The sequence below is a fragment of the Pseudomonas fluorescens HK44 genome (genome assembly GCF_000217955.3).
GTDB lineage: Bacteria > Pseudomonadota > Gammaproteobacteria > Pseudomonadales > Pseudomonadaceae > Aquipseudomonas > Aquipseudomonas fluorescens_AQ.
This window is the reverse complement of the sequence record NZ_AFOY02000015.1, coordinates 540,591-560,132: the sequence shown is the minus strand read 5'-3', so window position 1 is coordinate 560,132 and position 19,542 is coordinate 540,591. Positions and strand designations below refer to the sequence as shown.

Genomic DNA, 19,542 nt, shown 5'->3' with positions numbered 1-19,542 from the left:
GCCGCCTGGACCGGATCTCTGCCTTGATACGTCCCCTCCTGCTCCTAATCAGTCTGGCCTTGAGCTTCCCCGCAAGCGCAACGATCAGCGAAAGCCATGGTTATGCGCAGTTCGGCACACTCAAGTACCCGGCCAAATTCACCCACTTCGACTGGGTCAATCCGCAAGCGCCCAAGGGCGGTACATTGCGGGTCATGGCGTTTGGCACCTTCGATACGCTCAACCCCTACACCTTCAAGGGCACCAGCCCGGTCGCGACCCCGAACTTTCTGCAGTACGGCATCAACGAACTGAATGAACCGTTGATGGTCGGTACCGGTCAGTACGCGCCGTCCGGCGATGAACCCGCCTCCAGTTACGGGCTGATCGCCGAGTCTGTCGAATACAGCGAAGACCGTAGCTGGGTAGTGTTCAACCTGCGCCCGCAAGCACGCTTTCACGACGGCACGCCGATCACGGCCTACGACGTCGCGTTTTCCTATCGCTTGCTGCTCAAGGAAGGTCATCCGCAATTCCGCACCAACCTTCAGGAAGTACAGCGGGTCGACATCCTCAACCCGCAGCGCATCCGTTTCGTGTTCAAGCGTGCCGGTAATCCGTTGCTGATCCAGCGCCTGGGCGAGTTGCCGGTGCTGGCGCAGCACTACTGGGAAGGTCGCGACTTCAAGGCCACCACCTTCGAACCACCGCTGGGCAGTGGCCCCTATCGCATCACCGAGGTTCAGCCGGGGCGACAGCTGGTGTTCGAGCGGGTCAAGGATTACTGGGGCAAGGACCTGCCGGTCAATCGCGGCAAGTACAACTATGATCGCGTTGAAGTCGAGTTTTATCGCGACAGCGACGTAGCGTTCGAGGCATTCAAGGCCGGCGAGTTCGACATCTACATCGAGCACCAGGCCAAGAACTGGGCCAATGGCTACAGCTTCCCGGCCGTACGCCGTGGCGAGGTGATCAAGGCGCAGATCGACCACCGGATTCCGACCCAGACCCAGGGCCTGTTCATGAACACCCGGCGCGGTACGTTCGCCGACGACAAGGTGCGTGAAGCCCTGGGCTTGATGTTCGACTTCGAATGGACCAACCGCGCCCTGTTCAGCGGTGCCTACAAACGGGCCATGAGTTATTACCCCAACAGCGAGTTCACAGCCACAGGCTTACCGGTCGGTCACGAATGGCTGATGCTCTCGCCCTACCGCGATCAGCTCCCTGCCAAGCTGTTTACCGAGCCCTTCAGCCTGCCGCAGACCGACGGCCGCGGCATCCCCCGGGAAACCCTGCGCCGGGCGCTGGGTTTGCTCGCCGAGGCTGGCTGGAAACTCAATGGCCAGCGCCTGCAGAATGCGGCCGGGCAGCCACTGCGTTTCGAGATCCTGCTGGTCAATCCGAACCTGGAGCGCATTCTCCAGCCCTACGCCGAGAACCTCGCCAGTATCGGCATTGACGCGCACCTGCGCACCGTCGACCGTGCCCAATACAAGCAGCGTCTGGACCAGTTCGATTTCGACATGATCCTGATGACCCTCGACCAAACCCTCAGCCCCGGACTTGAACAGTGGCAGTACTTCCACTCGAGCCAGGCCTCGGTCAAGGGCAGCAAGAATTACGCGGGCGTTGCCAACCCGGTGGTCGATCATTTGCTGGAACAGCTGCTCGCGGCAAAATCCCGTGACGAGCAACTGGCGGCCGGCAGAGCACTGGACCGGGTGCTGCTGTGGCAGCACTACTGCATCCCCAACTGGTATATCAATTATCATCGCCTGGCGTACCGCAACCGGTTCGCCTTCGTCACCACGCCGCCCTACACCCTGGGGCTGAATGCGTGGTGGCTGAAGACTTCGGAGAAAGCCCAATGATGCGTTTGCGTACCCTGCTGGGTCTGGTCTTTGCAGGACTTGCCTGCACGGCCCACGCTGCCCCGCAGCACGCCTTGACCCTGTACAACGAGCCGCCGAAATACCCGGCCGATTTCAAGCATTTCGACTACGTGAACCCGGACGCGCCCAAGGGCGGGACCTTCCGCCAGGCCGGCTTTGGTGGCTTTGACAGCCTCAACCCGTTCATCAGCAAGGGCGTGCCCGCCGATGATATTGGCCTGATTTACGACACCCTGGGCAAACAGGGGCTCGATGAGCCGTTTACCGAATATGGCTTGCTCGCCGGCAAAATCGAAAAGGCTCCGGACAACAGCTGGGTGCGCTTCTACCTGCGCCCCGAAGCGCGTTTTCATGACGGTCACCCGGTGCGTGCCGAAGACGTGGTGTTCAGCTTCCAGACCCTGATGAAAAGCGGCTCGCCGCTCTTTCGCGGTTACTACAGCGACGTCGACAACGTGATCGCCGAAGACCCGTTGCGGGTGCTGTTCACGTTCAAGCACACCAGCAACCGTGAGCTGCCGCTGATCCTTGGACAACTCGCAGTATTGCCCAAGCACTGGTGGGAACACCGCGACTTCAGCAAGGGCAATCTGGAGATTCCGCTGGGCAGCGGCCCGTACAAGGTCAGTGAGGTCAAGGCGGGGCGCTCGATCCGCTATGAGCGGGTCAAGGACTACTGGGGCAAGGACCTGCCGGTCAATCGGGGTTTTTACAACTTCGATACCATGACCACCGATTACTACCGCGACAACACCGTCGCGCTGGAAGCGCTGAAGGCCGGGCAGTTCGATTACTGGCTGGAGATGAGCGCGAAAAACTGGGCCAATGCCTACAACACCCCGTCCGTCACCGAGGGTCGCCTGATCAAGGAACAGATCCCCAACGGCAACCCCACCGGCATGCAGGGCTTTGTCTTCAACCTGCGCCGCCCGGTGTTCCAGGACGTGCGCGTGCGTCAGGCCCTGAGCCTGTTGCTGGACTTCGAATGGACCAACAAGCAGCTGTTCAACGGGGCCTACGTGCGCACCCGAAGCTACTTCGAAAACTCGGAAATGGCCGCCACCGGCCTGCCGGATCAGGATCAACTGGCGATCCTCGATCCGTTCAGAGGCAAAATCCCCGATCAGGTCTTCAGCGAAGCGTTCCAGAACTCCGTCTGTGACGGCAGCGGAATGATCCGTGCCCAACAACGCAAGGCCTATCAACTGTTGCAGGAGGCCGGCTGGCGGATCGTCGACGACAAGATGGTCGACACCACCGGCAAACCGGTGAGCATCGAATTTTTGCTGGCGCAGACCGAGTTCGAGCGGGTGCTGTTGCCGTTCAAACGCAACATGAGTGACCTGGGGATTGACCTGGTGATTCGTCGGGTCGACGTGTCGCAGTACATCAATCGCGTGCGCTCGCGTGACTTCGACATGGTGGTTGGCAGCTTCCCGCAGTCCAGCTCACCGGGCAACGAACAGCGCGAATTCTGGAAATCCGAAAGCGCCGACAAACCCGGCAGCCGCAATTACATGGGCCTGAAAGACCCGGTAGTCGATGAACTGGTCGAAGAGCTGATCAACGCCGACTCGCGCAAAAGTCTGGTCGCCCATGCCCGGGCGCTCGACAGGGTGTTGCAATGGGGCTATTACGTGATCCCCAACTGGCACATCAAGACCTGGCGCGTGGCGTACTGGAATCACATTGGCCACCCGAAAGTCTCACCGACCAATGACGTGGGCATTTCAACCTGGTGGATCAAGCCCGACGCAAAACCTGCGATCGAAGTGCTGACCAAAGAACAAGCCGATCCTGCGGGCATGGAGCAATAAGATGCTGGCGTATATTTTTCGGCGACTGTTGCTGATCATTCCAACCCTGTTCGGCATTCTGCTGATCAACTTCGTGATCATCCAGGCCGCGCCCGGCGGCCCGGTAGAACAGATGATCGCCAAACTCGAAGGCTTCGAAGGTGCTACCAGCCGCATTGCCGGCGGTGGTGCCGAAGTGTCGGTGGCCGGCTCCAGTTATCGCGGCGCCCAAGGCCTGGACCCGGCGCTGGTCAAGGAAATCGAGCACATGTACGGCTTCGACAAGTCGGCGCCGGAACGCTTGTGGATCATGATCAAGAACTACGCCACCCTGGATTTCGGCGACAGCTTCTTCCGTGACGCCAAGGTCATCGACCTGATCAAGGAAAAGATGCCGGTGTCGATCTCCCTCGGACTCTGGAGCACGCTGATCATGTACCTGGTGTCGATCCCGCTGGGGATCGCCAAGGCCACCCGACACGGCAGCCACTTCGATGTCTGGACCAGTTCGGCGATCATCGTCGGTTACGCGATCCCGGCGTTCCTGTTTGCGATCCTGCTGATCGTGGTGTTTGCCGGCGGCAGCTACCTGGACTGGTTCCCCTTGCGCGGCCTGACCTCGAACAACTTCAGTGAATTGAGCTGGGCCGGCAAGGTCCGCGATTACTTCTGGCACATAGCGCTACCCGTGACGGCACTGGTGATCGGTAACTTCGCGACCATGACCCTGCTGACCAAAAACAGCTTCCTCGACGAGATCAACAAACAGTACGTCGTCACCGCCAAGGCCAAGGGCCTGACCCGGCATCGCGTGCTGTATGGCCATGTGTTTCGCAACGCCATGCTGCTGGTGATTGCCGGCTTCCCTTCGGCCTTCATCGGGATTTTCTTCACCGGTTCGTTGCTGGTGGAAGTGATCTTCTCGCTCGACGGCATGGGCCTGATGAGTTTCGAAGCGGCGATCAACCGCGACTACCCGGTGGTGTTCGGCACCCTGTTTATCTTCACCCTGCTGGGGCTGGTGGTGAAACTGATCGGCGACCTCACCTACACCCTGGTCGATCCACGGATCGACTTCGAACACCGGGAGCATTGAGATGAACCTGTCCCCGCTCAATCGCCGACGTTTCGAACGGTTCAAGGCCAACAAGCGCGGCTGGTGGTCGCTGTGGCTGTTTTTGATCCTGTTTGGCGCGAGCCTCGGTGCCGAGCTGATCGCCAACGACAAGCCGCTGGCGGTGCATTACGACGGTCAATGGTATTTCCCGGCACTCAAGCGTTACCCGGAAACCACCTTCGGCGGCGAATTCCCGCTGGAAGCCAACTACAAGAGCCCGTACATCCGCGAACTGCTCAAGGCCAAGGACGCCTGGACCTTGTGGGCACCGATCCCGTTCAGCTACCAAAGCATCAACTACGACCTGAAAGTCCCGGCACCGGCACCGCCCTCGGCAGACAATCTGCTGGGCACCGACGACCAGGGCCGCGACGTGCTGGCGCGGGTGATTTACGGCTTCCGGGTGTCGGTGCTGTTTGCGCTGACGCTGACCATTCTGAGTTCGATCATCGGTGTGATTGCCGGCGCCTTGCAGGGTTTCTATGGCGGCTGGGTCGATTTGGCCGGGCAGCGCTTCCTGGAAATCTGGTCGGGTTTGCCCGTGTTGTATCTGCTGATCATCCTCGCCAGTTTCGTGCAGCCAAACTTCTGGTGGCTGCTGGGGATCATGCTGCTGTTTTCCTGGATGAGCCTGGTCGACGTGGTCCGCGCCGAGTTCCTGCGTGGGCGTAACCTGGAATATGTACGCGCCGCCCGCGCGCTGGGCATGCAGAACGGCGCAATCATGTTTCAACACATCCTGCCCAACGCCATGGTCTCGACCATGACCTTCATGCCGTTCATCCTCACAGGCGCCATCGGCACCCTGACCGCGCTGGACTTCCTCGGCTTCGGCCTGCCGGCAGGCAGCGCATCGCTGGGTGAACTGGTGGCCCAGGGCAAATCCAACCTGCAAGCGCCGTGGCTGGGCATGAGCGCCTTTGCGGTGCTGGCGGTGATGTTGAGTTTGCTGGTGTTTATCGGCGAGTCTGCTCGCGATGCCTTCGACCCGAGGAAGTGAAATGAATCAGGACAATCTGATCGAAGTGCGCAACCTCTCTGTCGAGTTTGTGGTCGGTGAGCGCGTGCAACGGGTGGTGGAAGGCGTCAGCTTCGACATCAAGCGCGGTGAAACCCTGGCACTGGTCGGTGAAAGCGGCTCGGGCAAATCGGTAACGGCGCACTCGATCCTGCGCCTGCTGCCCTACCCCTTGGCGCGGCACCCCACTGGCACCATCAACTACTCCGGGCATGACCTGCTGACGCTGAAAGAGAAAACCATCCGGCACATTCGTGGCAACCGGATTGCGATGATCTTTCAGGAGCCGATGACCTCGCTGAACCCGCTGCACTCGATCGAGAAACAGATCAACGAGGTGCTCGGCATTCACAAAGGCCTGACCGGCAAAGTCGCTACCCAGCGCACCCTGGAGCTGCTGGAACTGGTGGGCATTCCCGAACCGCACAAACGGCTCAAGGCCCTGCCCCATGAATTGTCCGGTGGCCAGCGCCAGCGCGTGATGATCGCCATGGCCCTGGCCAACGAACCGGAACTGCTGATCGCCGACGAACCGACCACCGCGCTGGACGTGACGGTTCAGCTGAAAATCCTCGAATTGCTCAAGGAGTTGCAGGCCCGCCTGGGCATGGCCCTGCTGCTGATCAGCCACGATTTGAACCTGGTCCAAAGAGTCGCGCATCGCGTATGTGTCATGCAAAAGGGTTGCATCGTCGAACAGGCGTCGTGCGAAGAGTTGTTCCGCGCGCCGCAGCATCCTTACACCCGGGAGCTGTTGGCAGCGGAGCCTCGTGGCAACCCGGCAACCAATCTCATCGGCCCGCCATTGCTGCAAGTCAAGGACCTGAAAGTCTGGTTCCCGATCAAAAAAGGTTTTTTGCGCAACACCGTCGACTACGTCAAAGCCGTGGACGGAATCAACTTCAGCCTGCCTCAGGGACAGACCCTGGGCATCGTCGGCGAGAGCGGTTCGGGCAAGTCCACGCTGGGTCTGGCGATTTTGCGATTGATTGCCAGCAAAGGCGCGATCCGTTTTGAAGGCCAGCAGTTGGACTGCCTGTCACAGCAACAGGTAAGGCCGCTACGGCGGGAAATGCAGGTGGTTTTCCAGGACCCCTTCGGTAGCCTGAGCCCGCGGATGAGCGTGAGCCAGATCGTCGGCGAAGGCCTGCGGATACACCGGATCGGTACAGAGACCGAGCAGGAACTGGCGATTATCGCGGTACTCAAGGAAGTCGGTCTGGACCCGGCAACCCGGCACCGCTATCCCCACGAGTTTTCCGGCGGACAACGGCAGAGAATCGCCATTGCCCGGGCCCTGGTGCTGAAACCGGCGTTGATCTTGCTGGACGAGCCGACTTCGGCCCTCGACCGCACCGTGCAACGCCAAGTGGTTGAACTGCTGCGCTCACTGCAAAGCAAGTACAACCTGACGTATCTGTTCATCAGCCATGACCTGGCGGTGGTTAAAGCGCTGAGTCACCAGTTGATGGTGATCAAGCACGGCCAAGTGGTCGAACAAGGTGATGCGCAAGGTATCTTTGCCGCACCGCAACATCCCTATACACAGCAGTTGCTGGAGGCCGCTTTCCTGGCACCAGCCACTGCGCAATAACCTGAAAGAGGAGCAACACATGGGTTTTCTCGCCGGTAAGCGCGTACTGATCGTCGGTGTCGCCAGCAAGCTGTCCATCGCATCCGGCATCGCGGCCGCCATGCATCGCGAGGGCGCTGAGCTTGCCTTCACTTATCAGAACGACAAACTCAAGGGGCGTGTCGAAGAGTTCGCACAAGGCTGGGGTTCGAGCCCTGAGCTGTGCTTCCCGTGCGACGTGGCCAGCGATGAAGAAATCGCCAGGGTTTTCGAAGAGCTGAGCAAAAAATGGGACGGCCTGGACTGCATCGTGCACTCCGTTGGCTTCGCGCCGGGCGACCAACTGGACGGCGACTTCACCGAAGCCACCACCCGTGAAGGTTTCCGCATCGCTCACGACATCAGCGCCTACAGCTTCGTGGCCTTGGCCAAAGCTGGCCGCGACATGATGAAAGGCCGCAATGGCAGCCTGCTGACCCTGTCGTACCTGGGCGCCGAGCGCACCATGCCGAACTACAACGTGATGGGCATGGCCAAGGCTTCCCTGGAAGCTGGCGTACGTTACCTGGCCGGCTCCCTGGGCCCGGAAGGCACCCGCGTCAACGCCGTATCGGCTGGCCCGATCCGCACCCTGGCCGCTTCCGGCATCAAGAACTTCCGTAAAATGCTGGCCGCCAACGAAGCGCAAACACCGCTGCGTCGCAACGTCACCATCGACGAAGTCGGCAACGCCGGCGCCTTCCTGTGCTCGGACCTGGCGTCCGGCATCAGCGGCGAAATCATGTACGTGGACGGCGGCTTCAACACCACCGCCATGGGCAACATCGAAGAGTGATCTTCACGCGTTAACAAGAAACCCGCCGATTTAGGCTGTGTGAAAACTATGCGAGCGCCAAGCTTCGATCAATAAACGATCAAATTTGGCGCTCTCTCGCTCTTTCTGAGCGATTCAGCTCGTAAAAGCTTTAAGGATTTTGCGTAGCAACGCGAACCTTAAAGCTGAGCCGGAGTTTTCACACAGTCTGGATTGGCGGGTTTTTTGTACCTTGTGCAAATCCTGTAGGAGCCTAAACCAGGCATCGCGCAAACAACTGCTGGATCGGTTGTGTACGCTGGCTGTAGCGCTGCAACAACACGATCTCCCGATAGAACGTCAGTTCGCCCAGCGAGATGATCCTGACTTTCGCCCCGTACTCAAGCCAGAGCCCTGCCTGGGGAATCAACGCCACGCCCAGCCCGCATTCGACCATTTTCACAATCGCCTCCAGCTCATCCAGCTCCAGCGCGACTTTTACCTCAATCTGCTGCTCGCGCAGAAAGCGTGTCACCAGCCGACCACCGAACGAGTTGCGGTCATAGCGCACCTGCGGATGCGTGCCGAGCACCTGCAATGGATCCTCGCCTTCAAGGTCCGGCGGCACGATCAACACAAAAGGCTCCTGCCGGATCACTTGGGCGGACAGTTCCTTGGGCAACTCAAAAGGTGGCTTGATCAGGATCGCCAGATCAAGCTCACCGGCGTCGACCTGACTCAACAGGTTGAGTGACACGCCAGGCACCAGTTTCGGCTCGAGCAACGGTGCCTGCTGTCGCAAGCGCAGCAATGCCTGGGGCAGCAAACCGGTCTGGGCCGTCGCCACAGCGCCAACTCTCAATTCGCCGCGAAACTCGCTGACATCGTCACTGATAGCCATGCGCTGAAAGGTATCGAGGATGTCCCGGGCCATCGGCAACGCTCGCTGCCCGGCCGCGTTGAGGATCGCCTGACGCCCGGTGCGGTCAAACAGGCGAATACCCAACGCCTGCTCCAGGTTGCGCATTTGCGCGCTGACGGCCGATTGCGTGAGGCCAATGTGCATGCCGGCTGCGGCGAACGTGCCATAGCGAGTCACTGCGATGAAGGTTTTCAGTTCACGCAGCATGAGCGCCTCGATTGATCGATATTATTTGAGCTGGAGGCAAAAATTATCGTCTTTTAATCAAAAATCACAAGACTAGAATCAGCTCAACTTCCCTGTCATCGAGGCTTGAACATCATGCGTCTCTCCCCTTTTCATCTGGCCATCCCGGTGTATGACCTTGCAGCCGCGCGGCTTTTCTACGGCCAGGTGTTCGGTCTGGAGGAAGGACGCTCCAGCGAGCACTGGGTGGACTTCAACTTTTTCGGCCATCAATTGGTCATCCACGAACACCCGAAAACCGCCACGCAAGAATCCGCCCACACCAATGCCGTGGACGGTCACGACGTGCCGGTCCCGCATTTCGGCGTGGTGCTGTCGATGGACGAATGGGAGTCCCTGGCCGAACGACTCACGTCGCTGGGCACGCGCTTCGTGATCGAGCCCGGTATTCGCTTCAAAGGACTGGTGGGCGAACAGGCGACAATGTTTCTGTTCGACCCGTGCGGCAACGCGCTGGAGTTCAAGGCGTTCAAGGACATCGACCAGTTGTTCGCCAAGTAACTTTCAGCGTCGTCGCACCTCACACTCCCGCCAGCTGAAGCGGCAGTTCGCGCAAGCGTTGCCCGGTCAGGGCGAACACCGCATTGGCCACCGCCGGCGCTGTCGGTGGCACCCCGGTCTCGCCGATGCCGCCCGGTTTTTCGGTGCTGGGGACGATGTGCACCTCGACCACCGGCATCTCATTCAGGCGCAGCACTTGAAAGTCATGGTAGTTGGACTGCACCACTTTCCCGTCCTTGAAGGTCAGCTTGCTGTGCAAGGTGAACCCCAGGCCAAAGGTGATGCCCGATTCCATCTGCGCGGCGATGCTCGCCGGGTTCACCACAACGCCGCAATCGACTGCACAGACCACGCGGTGCACGCGGATCTTCAGGTTGTCCTGGGACACCTCGGCCACCTGCGCGACGTAACTGCCAAAAGACTCATGCACCGCCACGCCCAACGCATGCCCGGCTGGCAGCGGCGCCTTCCAGTTGGCCTTCTCCACCGCCAGGTTCAGCACCCCGAGATGTCGCGGATGCTTCTTGAGCAAGGTCCGTCGGTACTCCACCGGGTCCTTGCCGGCCGCCGTGGCCAGTTCATCGATCAGTGACTCGACGACAAACGCCGTGTGCGTGTGCCCCACGGAACGCATCCACAGCACACTGATGCCGGTTTTCGGCGAATGCAGATCGACCAGATGGTTGGCCAGGCCCTTGATATAGGGGCTGTCGGCCACGCCTTCGACCGAGGTCGCATCGACGCCATTCTTGACCATCGTCGCTTCGAATGGGGTGCCGTCCATGATCGACTGCCCGACCAGTACATGCTGCCAGGCCTGGGGCATGCCCTTGGCGTCCAGGCCAATGCGCGCATGATGGAGGAATGCCGAGCGGTAGTAGCCACCGCGTATGTCATCTTCCCGCGACCAAACAGTTTTCACCGGCGCACCGGCCGCCTTGGCGACGTGCACCGCCTCGCTGACAAAGTCCGAGGTCGGATTGGCTCGACGGCCAAAACCGCCTCCAAGGAATTCGGTATGAATCTCGACCTGCTCGGGTTTGAGCCCGGTGATTTTCGCCGCGATCATTTGGTCCAGCGTCTGGAATTGGGTGCCGGTCCAGATCTCGCATTTTTCCGGGGTGATTTTTACCGTGCAGTTGAGCGGTTCCATCGGTGCATGGGCCAGGTAGGGAACGCTGTATTCAACGTCTACCGTCTTCACCGCCTTGCTCAACGCGGCGCTGATGTCGCCCGCCTGGCTGGCCGGGGTACCGGGGATCGCGGCCAGTTTGCGGAAGTTTTGCAGCAAGGTGTCGCTGTCCAGAGCGGCGTTGGGCCCCAGGTCCCAGTCGATTTTCAGCGCATCACGGCCGAGTTTGGCGGCCCAATAATGATCGGCCACCACGGCTATGCCCGTCGGCACCTGCACGACTTTATGCACGCCCGGCAGTGCCAGTGCCGCTGCGCCGTCGAATGATTTGACGCTGCCGCCGAATACCGGCGGGCGTGCAACCATGGCCGTCAGCAATCCATCGAACTGCACATCCATGCCGAATTTTGCCTGACCGGTGATTTTTTCCGGGGTATCCAGGCGCTTGGTCGGTTTGCCGATGATCTTCCAGTCTTTGGCCTCCTTGAGTTTGATCGACGCCGGATCGGGCACCGGCAGTTGGCCGGCGTCATTGGCCAGCTCACCGTAAGTGGCGCGCTGATCGCCGGCGATCACCACGCCCGGTTCGGTTCGGATCTTCGAGGGTGCGACGTTGAATCGCTTGGCGGCGGCCTCGATCAACATCAAGCGTGCAGCCGCGCCGGCCTGGCGGTAGCGGTCGAACTCCATCCAGGTCGAGGTCGAGCCGCCGGTGATCTGCATGCCACCAAAGGCCGGCAAACCATAATCGGCCGCCGATGCCGGCGCATGCTCGACGCGGATCTTCGTCCAGTCGGCGTCCAGTTCTTCGGCTATCAACATGGTCAGGCCGGTCCAGATCCCCTGCCCCATCTCGGAGTGGCCCAAGAGCACAGTCACGTTGCCATCCGGGGCGATGCGCAAAAAAGCGTTGGGGGCGAACACCGCGTCCGGCGGAGAGGCCGCGTGCGCAAAGCGATTGCCCCCCGCAATGACAAACCCCACCACCAGCCCTGCACCGAGCACGGCACTGCTTTTCAAAAAATCCCGTCGAGAAGTCTCGATCCTCGCGCTCATCGTCATGCCTCCCTGATTTGCGCAGCACGTTTGACCGCCGCACGAATGCGCGGGTAGGTCCCGCATCGACAGATATTGCCCGACAACGCCTGATCGATATCGCTGTCGCTTGGCGACGGGATTTTCGCCAATAAAGCCGCCGCTGACATGATCTGCCCCGACTGACAGTAACCGCATTGCACCACATCGATCTCGGCCCAGGCGCGCTGCACCGGGTGCGAACCGTCGCTCGACAGTCCTTCGATGGTGATGATTTTCTGGCCATTGGCGACGGCCGCCGCCGGAGTGATGCAGGAGCGTAACGGCGCGCCGTCGACATGCACCGTGCAGGCGCCGCACTGGGCCATGCCGCAGCCGAACTTGGTGCCGGTCAAGTGCGCGACATCGCGCAATACCCACAACAGCGGCATGTCGCCGGGCACGTCCAGGGATTGGTCTTTGCCATTGATATTGAGCGTCAGCACGGCGGTCTCCTCAGTCACTCACGATGTCCTTTCATGGCGTCACTGTGGCAACGACTGCCTACGCGCGCCTCGGTTTATTCATTGAGCTAAGCGCAATTTTCCCGAAGTCTTGATTGGCGCGACCACCGGTCACAAAAAAAGGGCCACTTCCAAGGAAGCAGCCCTGTGTTTCAAACCATCAACCGACCTACATCCTCGGCTTGTCGATTGACGGTTACGCCTGACGACCATCGGCTGACTACGCTAACAGTCCAGCCGGATCATTCCTGGAGGAGAACCTTCATGTCGCGCATTCAGAAACTCACGCCCTGCCTGTGGTTCGACGATCAGGCCGAAGCTGCTGCACAGTTCTACTGTTCGGTGTTCGAACACTCGACCATTACCGCCATCACTCACTATGGCAAAGCCGGTTTCGAGCTCCATGGCCGGCCCGAGGGTTCGGTGATGACCGTCAGCTTCATGCTCGATGGCCAGACCTTTACCGCACTCAATGGCGGCCCGGTGTTTCGCTTCAGCGAGGCCATCTCGTTCCAGGTCAACTGCCATACCCAATATGAAATCGACCACTTCTGGAATGCGCTGTCTGCCGGCGGTGACAAACAGGCCCAGCAATGCGGCTGGCTCAAGGACAAGTTCGGCCTGTCCTGGCAAATCGTGCCCGTGGTGATGATGGACATGATGACCGACAGGGACACCGCCAAATCCCAGCGCGTCATGCAGGCGATGTTGCAGATGAAGAAACTCGACATCGCTACACTCGAGCGAGCCTTTAATGGCGAGAGCTAATACACTCCCCAACTGAACTGCCAAAGGACGCTCGCGGATGAAACACGCCATCGCCAAAAATGCCGACAAAGCCCCTCGCTTCTGGCGCGATGACGCACTGCCTTTCATCGAAGCACGCTCCATCGCTGATGGCCGCGAAGTCTGTTACGCCCGACATTCCCACGAGTTTTTTTCCATCGGTGCGATCACCGCCGGGCGCAGCACCTATCTCCATGAACGCGCCGCGTTTGAAGTCGGCAGCGGCACCGTGGTGCTGATGAACCCCGGCGATGTCCATGCCTGTAATCCGATCGACAATCAGCCCTGGTCTTATCGCATGCTGTATGTCGATACGCCGTGGTTGAACGACCTTCAGCATCAACTGGGGTTCAGCAAAGAGCTGGACTTTCGGCGCTTTTCAACCACCCACTGCGACGACGCCGGGCTGTTTAGCGGGCTCAATCAGCTATATGACGTACTGCTCGACGAACAACTGGAGACGCTGCAAAAACACAGTGCCGCCGTAGCGTTTTTTACTGAAGTGCAGCAAACGCTCAATCCGGCTGAATTGAGCGTTCGCGAACCCAACCTCAAGCTGGAGCGAGCGGCCGAGTACATCCGCGACAACTGCACCCAGTCGCTGAAACTCGAAGACATCTGCGAGGCGGCAGATCTGTCGGCGTCGTACCTGATCCGTGCTTTCAAGCAGCATTACGGCATGACGCCCCACGCGTTTCTGGTCAACCATCGCATCCAGTTCGCCCGCAGCCAACTGCGTCGGGGCAAGTTGATTGCCGACGTGGCGCTGGAAGCCGGGTTCTCTGATCAGGCACATTTTCAGCGAGCGTTCAAACAGCATTTGGCCGCGACGCCGGGGCAGTATCGCGGTTGAAGCCCGAGATTTATGGCAACAGCAAGTAACCCGCACTCACCGCCAGCAACGACGCCATGAGCCGGTTAAACAACCGCATACCGCCGGCATTGCTCAGGTACTGTCGCAGAAAGGTCCCGGCATAAGCCCAGCAGGCCACCGACAGGTAGCAGACCACCAGATACACCGCCGCAAACTGCCAGACCAGTTGCGCCTCGCCATCGGCAACAAAAGCCCCCATCCCCGCGACACAGGCCAGCCAGGCTTTCGGGTTCAGCCATTGCATCAGCGCGCCGTAGAACATCGTCGGCGCTTGCCCTGAATCACCCGCACTGAGCCGCCCATCGTCAGTGGCGAGCTTCCAGGCCATGAACAACAGGAACGCCACCCCGAACAACTGCACCGCCCGTGTCAGCGATGGCCAGAGTTTTAGCAGTTCATGCAGACCCAACCCCATCAACACCAGTAACAGCACAAACCCCAGCGTTGCACCCGCTACATGCCGTTGGCTGGCGCGAAAGCCGTACTGCGCGCCAGAGCTCAGTGCAACGATGTTCACCGGCCCAGGGGTGATCGACGACGCCAGCGCAAACGCGGCCATGGAAATGATCAGACTCATTGCACACCTTCTTCAATAACTACGGGACATCCCGGCGCTCAAAGTAGGAGAACGCTGATAGGCCTGTATTGAAGAAAAACACCCCCGTGCAGTCCTCGACATTTCACATCGAACGCGTCGGTCACCCAGGTGTCATTAATAGTAATGGGGTCGCAGCCTCTGCCACCTCACACCGTTGAGCGGGCAGCGAGTCCAGACAGAAGAGCAGAGTCACCGACAGGGATGTGGCAAGTGACCCGTGCGCTACGCCGTAATCCTTGCAAAGGAGATCCACTGATGGTGACTCACTATAAGACTGCCGGGCACCTGGCCTGCGGCCGCCATGGCAGCAACCTCGCCTCTACGACTGAATTTTCCCGGGTCAAATGCCGCAGCTGCCGCAATACCGACGCGTTCAAGGACGCCCGAAAAGACGCTCGCAACGCTGCACGTCGAGCGGCGCGTAGAGCCAAAGTAGCCCACGCCTCGATTGATTGGCGCGCGTCCTGGATTAAAAGACTCAGCGATATGCCGGGCCAGCAACGACTCCCACGGGGATTCAGCGGTCAGCCGTACGTTTAGGATTGTGGAAACACAGAGATCAATACGCCGATGATTGCCATCGGCGTATCCAGTTTGCAAATGCCCCAATCAGTCGTGCTGCAACAGCCCCGAACTGTATTGATTAAAGCTGTTGCCGATCGGGCTACCACCAAAACTCATCTTGTTGGCACTACGGCCGTCGAATTGATGGCAATCCTCTGAAAAACAGCTGCTGGTTGTCACGCCAGAGCACGCGCTCAATAACAACGTGCCGGTGATCAAAAAGACTTTGACGAGGTTCAACTTCATTGTTCAGTTCCCCTTGGCTGGAAACGAGGCGATGCACGATCCGAGTCAAGCATCCTACGCCGCCAGATCAGCTGAAACATAATGAAACATTGCAGGCTGACAGCCTGGGTTCAGCTTCTGGAGAAATCCCGTCAATTGACAGCCTGCCGCCAGCTGCGTAAATCGGTTCTCTCTCCCGACTTCAAGAGATCGCCATGGATATCGCAGCCATCCCGTTCGGCACCACCGACTGGTCGACCGTCGAACCCTCCGTCCACGCTGGCGAAATCGGCAGCGCCTATTGGCGCACCCAGCAGTTCGGCGCAATTCGTGTGCGAATGATCGAATACACCGCCGGTTATCTGGCAGACCACTGGTGCTCGAAGGGCCACATCCTGCTGTGCCTTGAAGGCGAACTGCACACCGAACTCGAAGATGGCCGCCAATTCGTACTGAAACCCGGCATGAGCTATCAGGTGGCAGATAATGCGGAGTCTCACCGGTCGTCGACGGAGACGGGGGCGAAACTGTTTGTGGTCGATTGACCTCCCCTCGCTGGGCCGTAAATGCAGTGATAACTACGCACAGGACGACCGTTGATCTGCGATTTCGGCCCACACCCAATAAAAACATATTTATATGCTTCAATTGATATTGTTGGACAATCCCACAACAAGAGGGTGTCGTCATGAATATCAAAACCTTGGCCTTACTGCTGCTGGCGCTCTGCGCCCAGCCCGCCTGGAGTCAAACTCCCCCCGCCTCGCCTGCACCAGCCGAAAGCGCTGCGCTCACCACGCGTCTGTCGCTACGCGGCCTTTGGATCGAGCATATTTTCTGGACCAGAAATTACGCGATAGCCAACCAGAGCGCTAACCATCAACAAGCCCAGGTCGCCGCCGCTCAGGTCGTCGACAACGCAACCCGTATCGCCAACAGCCTTGCTCCGCTTTATGGCCAGCCCGCTGCCGATCAACTGCTCAAGCTGCTTGCCGGTCACTGGGGTGCGGTGAAACATTACAGCGACGCCACTGTCGCCAAAGACAAGAAGGGCCAGCAGGCCGCTGTCGCAGAACTGACGAGCAATGCCAAGGCCATTGCGGCATTTCTCGCCAAAGCCAACCCCAACCTGCCTGAAAGCACACTGGTGACGATGCTGGCAGCTCACGGCGGCCACCATGTCTCCCAGATCGACCAACTCGCCGCGCACGACTATGCCGGTGAAGCGAAGACCTGGCAGATGATGCGCGCCCACATACTGGCGCTGGCCGACACGCTGACGGCGGCACTGGTCAAACAGTTCCCGGACAAGTTCTGATACCGAGCGAGCGCAGACCATGCTTGAAGGATTAGGCCGTACACAGCAGGACCTGCTCAATGCGCTGCTGCACCACGCGGGTGGTATGAGCATTGACGAGTTGGCTGATCACCTGGCTGTCACACGTACCGCGATTCGCCAGCATCTGGCGGCTCTGGAGCGTGACGGACTGGTGCTGCGCGGCGAAACCCGTCCGACAGGCCGGCGACCGGAGCAGCTGTATCAACTCACAGACCATGCGCGGGAGCAGTTCCCTCGCCATTATCAGTTGCTGGCCAGTGTGCTGATTGAAGAAGTGGCCGATATCATCGGCCCCGTCGAACTGGCTTCGCTGATGCGCCGTATGGGCCGCAAACTGGCCTTGGACCGTGAACGTCAGGTCGTTGACGAAACAAAGATCGTGCAGCACATGAACCAGGCGGGATACGAAGCGCAGGTGTTCTTTCGCTCATCCGACGACAAGGAAATCGTCGCGCACAACTGCGTCTTCCACCGCTTGGCCGCGGCCTATCCGGTGGTGTGTGAGCTGGATCTGGCGTTGATCGGGACATTGGGGGGGGGCGAAGTCGACCATACGGAGTGCATGGTACGGGGCGGCAATGTCTGCCGATTCAAACTTCGACCGATCGAGCATCAAGCAGAGGCTGAAAAGGATGCAGCACCCGATCCAGCAACGGCTCGATGATCAGCAAACAGCAGCTGCCTCGCGTTCACGACGTCGAGGCAGCTGTTTACCCTTGAGACTTAAGCCTGGACCAGGTTGGAGATCTTGACGTCCGGATCGACGTCAGCCTCGTAGTCCACCCCTTCGATCCCGAAGCCGAACAGGCGCAGGAACTCCGCCTTGTAACCGGCAAAGTCGGTGAGTTCGTAAAGGTTTTCATTGCTGACCTGATCCCAGAGTAGCTTGACGCGCTCCTGGACTTCAGGCGCCAGCTCCTTGTAATCCGCGCGCAGACGCCCTTCTTCATCCATGACCGGAGGATGACCGAACAAGCTGTCTTTGTAGAGCGCGTAGACCTGCTCGATGCAGCCTTCGTGTGTGCCCTGCTCTTTCATGACCTTGAACAACAAGGACAGATACAGCGGCATGATCGGGATTGCCGAGCTTGCCTGGGTCACTACCGCTTTCAATACCGAAACCCGCGCATCGCCGCCCAGGTCTGCCAGTCGCTCGCGAATGCTCAGGACCTTCTGGTCCAGGTCTTTCTTCGCCGCGCCGATGGAGCCATTCCAGTAAATGTCGTGGGTCAGCTTTTCGCCCAGGTACGTGAAGGCAGTGGTTTTCGCCCCCTCGGCCAGAACGCCCGCTTCGTGCAGGGCATCGATCCACATCTGCCAGTCTTCGCCACCCATGACCTTGACGGTACCGTCGATTTCTTCCTGGGTCGCTTCGGCCAAGGTGGTCACGTTGACCTCTTCCTTGTCGGTGTTCAGGCCGCGCTGGGTAACCGACTTGCCGACCGGCTTGAGCGTCGAGCTGTAGACTTCACCGGTTTTCGGATCGGTACGACGCGGTGCAGCGAGGCTGTAGACCACCAGGTCGATCTTGCCCAGGTCGCGCTTGATGGTCTCGATGGTCAGGCGCTTGACTTCATCGGAGAACGCATCACCGTTGATGCTCTTGGCGTAGAGGCCTTCCGATTCGGCGAACGAGTGGAAGGCCGCGGTGTTGTACCAGCCGGCGGTGCCGAGTTTGCCCTCGACGCTTTCACGTTCGAAGAACACACCCAGCGTCTTGGCGCCACAACCAAAGGCCGCGGTGATGCGTGCAGCCAGTCCGTAGCCGGTCGATGCACCCAGCACCAGGACATTCTTTGGCCCATCGGTGATCTGTCCTTGCGCACGGACGTAGTCGATCTGATTCTTGACGTTGGCTTTGCAGCCAGTGGGGTGGGTAGTCACACAAACAAAACCACGAACGCGCGGTTTAACGATCATAAATATCTCCCTCTTCCAAGATGCCGAGAGCCAACACTGGCTATAAAAGTCATAGACGCTGGGAAAACCGAAGCGTCACGGTGGCAGGCCTATTCATTGACCTCATTGTCCGGACCTGTCACGAATCCGGCGCATACCCTCGATGATTTGAGCCGCTGTTTCCAGTCCGAGAGTAGCGTTATTCAAAAACAACCTAACAGGCGGTGATGACATTCTGGACGAACCCGTTTCCATTGCTAGCGTTATCCGTAGAACACCTCAGGTCGTCAGGAGCGGTCCGGTCAATAAGCCCATGGAAGAGCCTTATGGCGGTAGGCGCAGGCACGGATAACGCCACCCGATACCGGGTTGTAACTGCCGGGCGAGCGTCATTTACGCGCCAATTTATACCTGACGCACTCTTCATAGAAGCTTTGCCGGACAGCCTCGGGCTTGAACCTGGATTTACTGTCGTAGGTTTGCTCGGTAATGCCCATGGCCATCATTCGCATCCAGCCCTTGCTGAACTTGTAAGCCTGGATCTTCTGGCGAGCGGCATACAGCGAGACCCCGGACAGCTTGAGTTCCTGGGCCCTTGCCGCCGTGCCAGCCCCCCAACTGCACATAAACCGATCATTGGGCATCAACTCTCTTGCCTGGACAGAGACCGCAATGCTCGCCAGTACCAGCGAGATCGGCACGATCAATACATTGCGCATTTGCATTCCGCCTAACCACCTGAAAATA

20 protein-coding genes are annotated in these 19,542 nt (G+C 59.3%); 13 read left to right on the top strand and 7 right to left on the bottom strand.

The window, feature by feature from the left end:
• Positions 1-26 precede the first annotated feature (26 nt).
• The 6 genes from HK44_RS15275 to fabI are packed head-to-tail and all read left to right on the top strand — an operon-like array spanning position 27 to position 8,213.
• Positions 27-1,853, top strand: a complete 1,827-nt coding sequence (locus tag HK44_RS15275) for an extracellular solute-binding protein (protein ID WP_033865518.1) — start codon at positions 27-29, stop codon at positions 1,851-1,853.
• A complete protein-coding gene (locus tag HK44_RS15270) occupies positions 1,850-3,691 on the top strand; it encodes an extracellular solute-binding protein (protein ID WP_019690638.1) in 1,842 nt (613 codons plus the stop codon). Before HK44_RS15275 ends, HK44_RS15270 begins: the two co-directional genes overlap by 4 nt.
• 1 nt (position 3,692) lies before the next feature.
• On the top strand, positions 3,693-4,766 hold the full coding sequence (locus HK44_RS15265; protein WP_019690639.1) for a microcin C ABC transporter permease YejB: 1,074 nt from the start codon (positions 3,693-3,695) through the stop codon (positions 4,764-4,766).
• A 1-nt stretch (position 4,767) separates the two neighbouring features.
• On the top strand, positions 4,768-5,787 hold the full coding sequence (locus tag HK44_RS15260; RefSeq protein WP_019690640.1) for an ABC transporter permease: 1,020 nt from the start codon (positions 4,768-4,770) through the stop codon (positions 5,785-5,787).
• A gap of 1 nt (position 5,788) precedes the next feature.
• The gene (locus tag HK44_RS15255; RefSeq protein ID WP_019690641.1) at positions 5,789-7,399 is read left to right on the top strand and encodes an ABC transporter ATP-binding protein; all 1,611 of its coding nucleotides are present in this window, start codon (positions 5,789-5,791) and stop codon (positions 7,397-7,399) included.
• Between the two features lie 19 nt (positions 7,400-7,418).
• Entirely contained in the window at positions 7,419-8,213 is a 795-nt protein-coding gene (gene fabI / locus HK44_RS15250; RefSeq protein ID WP_019690642.1) for an enoyl-ACP reductase FabI, read from the top strand.
• Between the two features lie 232 nt (positions 8,214-8,445).
• Here the strand turns inward: fabI and HK44_RS15245 are convergent, their stop codons facing one another.
• Complete coding sequence (locus HK44_RS15245) at positions 8,446-9,300, bottom strand: LysR family transcriptional regulator (RefSeq protein WP_019690643.1); 855 nt, start codon at positions 9,298-9,300, stop codon at positions 8,446-8,448.
• Between the two features lie 114 nt (positions 9,301-9,414).
• Between HK44_RS15245 and HK44_RS15240 the strand changes: the two genes are divergently transcribed.
• Complete coding sequence (locus HK44_RS15240) at positions 9,415-9,840, top strand: VOC family protein (protein WP_019690644.1); 426 nt, start codon at positions 9,415-9,417, stop codon at positions 9,838-9,840.
• Between the two features lie 19 nt (positions 9,841-9,859).
• Here the strand turns inward: HK44_RS15240 and HK44_RS15235 are convergent, their stop codons facing one another.
• Positions 9,860-12,028, bottom strand: coding sequence for a xanthine dehydrogenase family protein molybdopterin-binding subunit (locus HK44_RS15235; protein WP_019690645.1), 2,169 nt, complete (start codon positions 12,026-12,028; stop codon positions 9,860-9,862).
• A gap of 2 nt (positions 12,029-12,030) precedes the next feature.
• Positions 12,031-12,492 carry a (2Fe-2S)-binding protein gene (locus HK44_RS15230; protein WP_024264972.1) on the bottom strand — a complete coding sequence of 154 codons (462 nt, stop codon included), beginning with the start codon at positions 12,490-12,492 and terminating at the stop codon, positions 12,031-12,033.
• Positions 12,493-12,774: 282 nt separating this feature from the next.
• Between HK44_RS15230 and HK44_RS15225 the strand changes: the two genes are divergently transcribed.
• Both HK44_RS15225 and HK44_RS15220 read left to right on the top strand, forming a co-directional pair.
• Positions 12,775-13,278 (top strand): VOC family protein, encoded by a 504-nt coding sequence (locus HK44_RS15225; protein WP_019690647.1) that lies wholly within the window; start codon positions 12,775-12,777, stop codon positions 13,276-13,278.
• 37 nt (positions 13,279-13,315) lie between these two features.
• Positions 13,316-14,149, top strand: a complete 834-nt coding sequence (locus HK44_RS15220; protein ID WP_019690648.1) for an AraC family transcriptional regulator — start codon at positions 13,316-13,318, stop codon at positions 14,147-14,149.
• 10 nt (positions 14,150-14,159) lie between these two features.
• Here HK44_RS15220 and HK44_RS15215 read toward each other — a convergent pair whose 3' ends face one another.
• Complete coding sequence (locus tag HK44_RS15215) at positions 14,160-14,747, bottom strand: LysE family translocator (RefSeq protein WP_019690649.1); 588 nt, start codon at positions 14,745-14,747, stop codon at positions 14,160-14,162.
• Positions 14,748-15,023: 276 nt separating this feature from the next.
• On the opposite strand from HK44_RS15215, the gene HK44_RS15210 reads away from it, so the two are divergent.
• The gene (locus tag HK44_RS15210; protein WP_031319492.1) at positions 15,024-15,308 is read left to right on the top strand and encodes a hypothetical protein; all 285 of its coding nucleotides are present in this window, start codon (positions 15,024-15,026) and stop codon (positions 15,306-15,308) included.
• A 69-nt stretch (positions 15,309-15,377) separates the two neighbouring features.
• On the opposite strand, the gene HK44_RS15205 is transcribed toward HK44_RS15210, so the two are convergent.
• The gene (locus HK44_RS15205; protein WP_019690650.1) at positions 15,378-15,578 is read right to left on the bottom strand and encodes a hypothetical protein; all 201 of its coding nucleotides are present in this window, start codon (positions 15,576-15,578) and stop codon (positions 15,378-15,380) included.
• Between the two features lie 194 nt (positions 15,579-15,772).
• On the opposite strand from HK44_RS15205, the gene HK44_RS15200 reads away from it, so the two are divergent.
• The 3 genes from HK44_RS15200 (at position 15,773) to HK44_RS15190 (ending at position 17,560) form a co-directional block, all read left to right on the top strand.
• Positions 15,773-16,102, top strand: a complete 330-nt coding sequence (locus tag HK44_RS15200) for a DHCW motif cupin fold protein (protein WP_019690651.1) — start codon at positions 15,773-15,775, stop codon at positions 16,100-16,102.
• A 143-nt stretch (positions 16,103-16,245) separates the two neighbouring features.
• Positions 16,246-16,875 (top strand): hypothetical protein, encoded by a 630-nt coding sequence (locus HK44_RS15195; protein ID WP_019690652.1) that lies wholly within the window; start codon positions 16,246-16,248, stop codon positions 16,873-16,875.
• A gap of 19 nt (positions 16,876-16,894) precedes the next feature.
• A complete protein-coding gene (locus HK44_RS15190) occupies positions 16,895-17,560 on the top strand; it encodes a helix-turn-helix transcriptional regulator (RefSeq protein ID WP_019690653.1) in 666 nt (221 codons plus the stop codon).
• Between the two features lie 59 nt (positions 17,561-17,619).
• Here HK44_RS15190 and fabV read toward each other — a convergent pair whose 3' ends face one another.
• Together fabV and HK44_RS15180 are read right to left on the bottom strand one after the other, a co-directional pair.
• Positions 17,620-18,816, bottom strand: coding sequence for an enoyl-ACP reductase FabV (gene fabV / locus HK44_RS15185; RefSeq protein WP_019690654.1), 1,197 nt, complete (start codon positions 18,814-18,816; stop codon positions 17,620-17,622).
• Between the two features lie 368 nt (positions 18,817-19,184).
• Positions 19,185-19,520 carry a hypothetical protein gene (locus HK44_RS15180; RefSeq protein WP_019690655.1) on the bottom strand — a complete coding sequence of 112 codons (336 nt, stop codon included), beginning with the start codon at positions 19,518-19,520 and terminating at the stop codon, positions 19,185-19,187.
• Between the last annotated feature and the right edge of the window lie 22 nt (positions 19,521-19,542).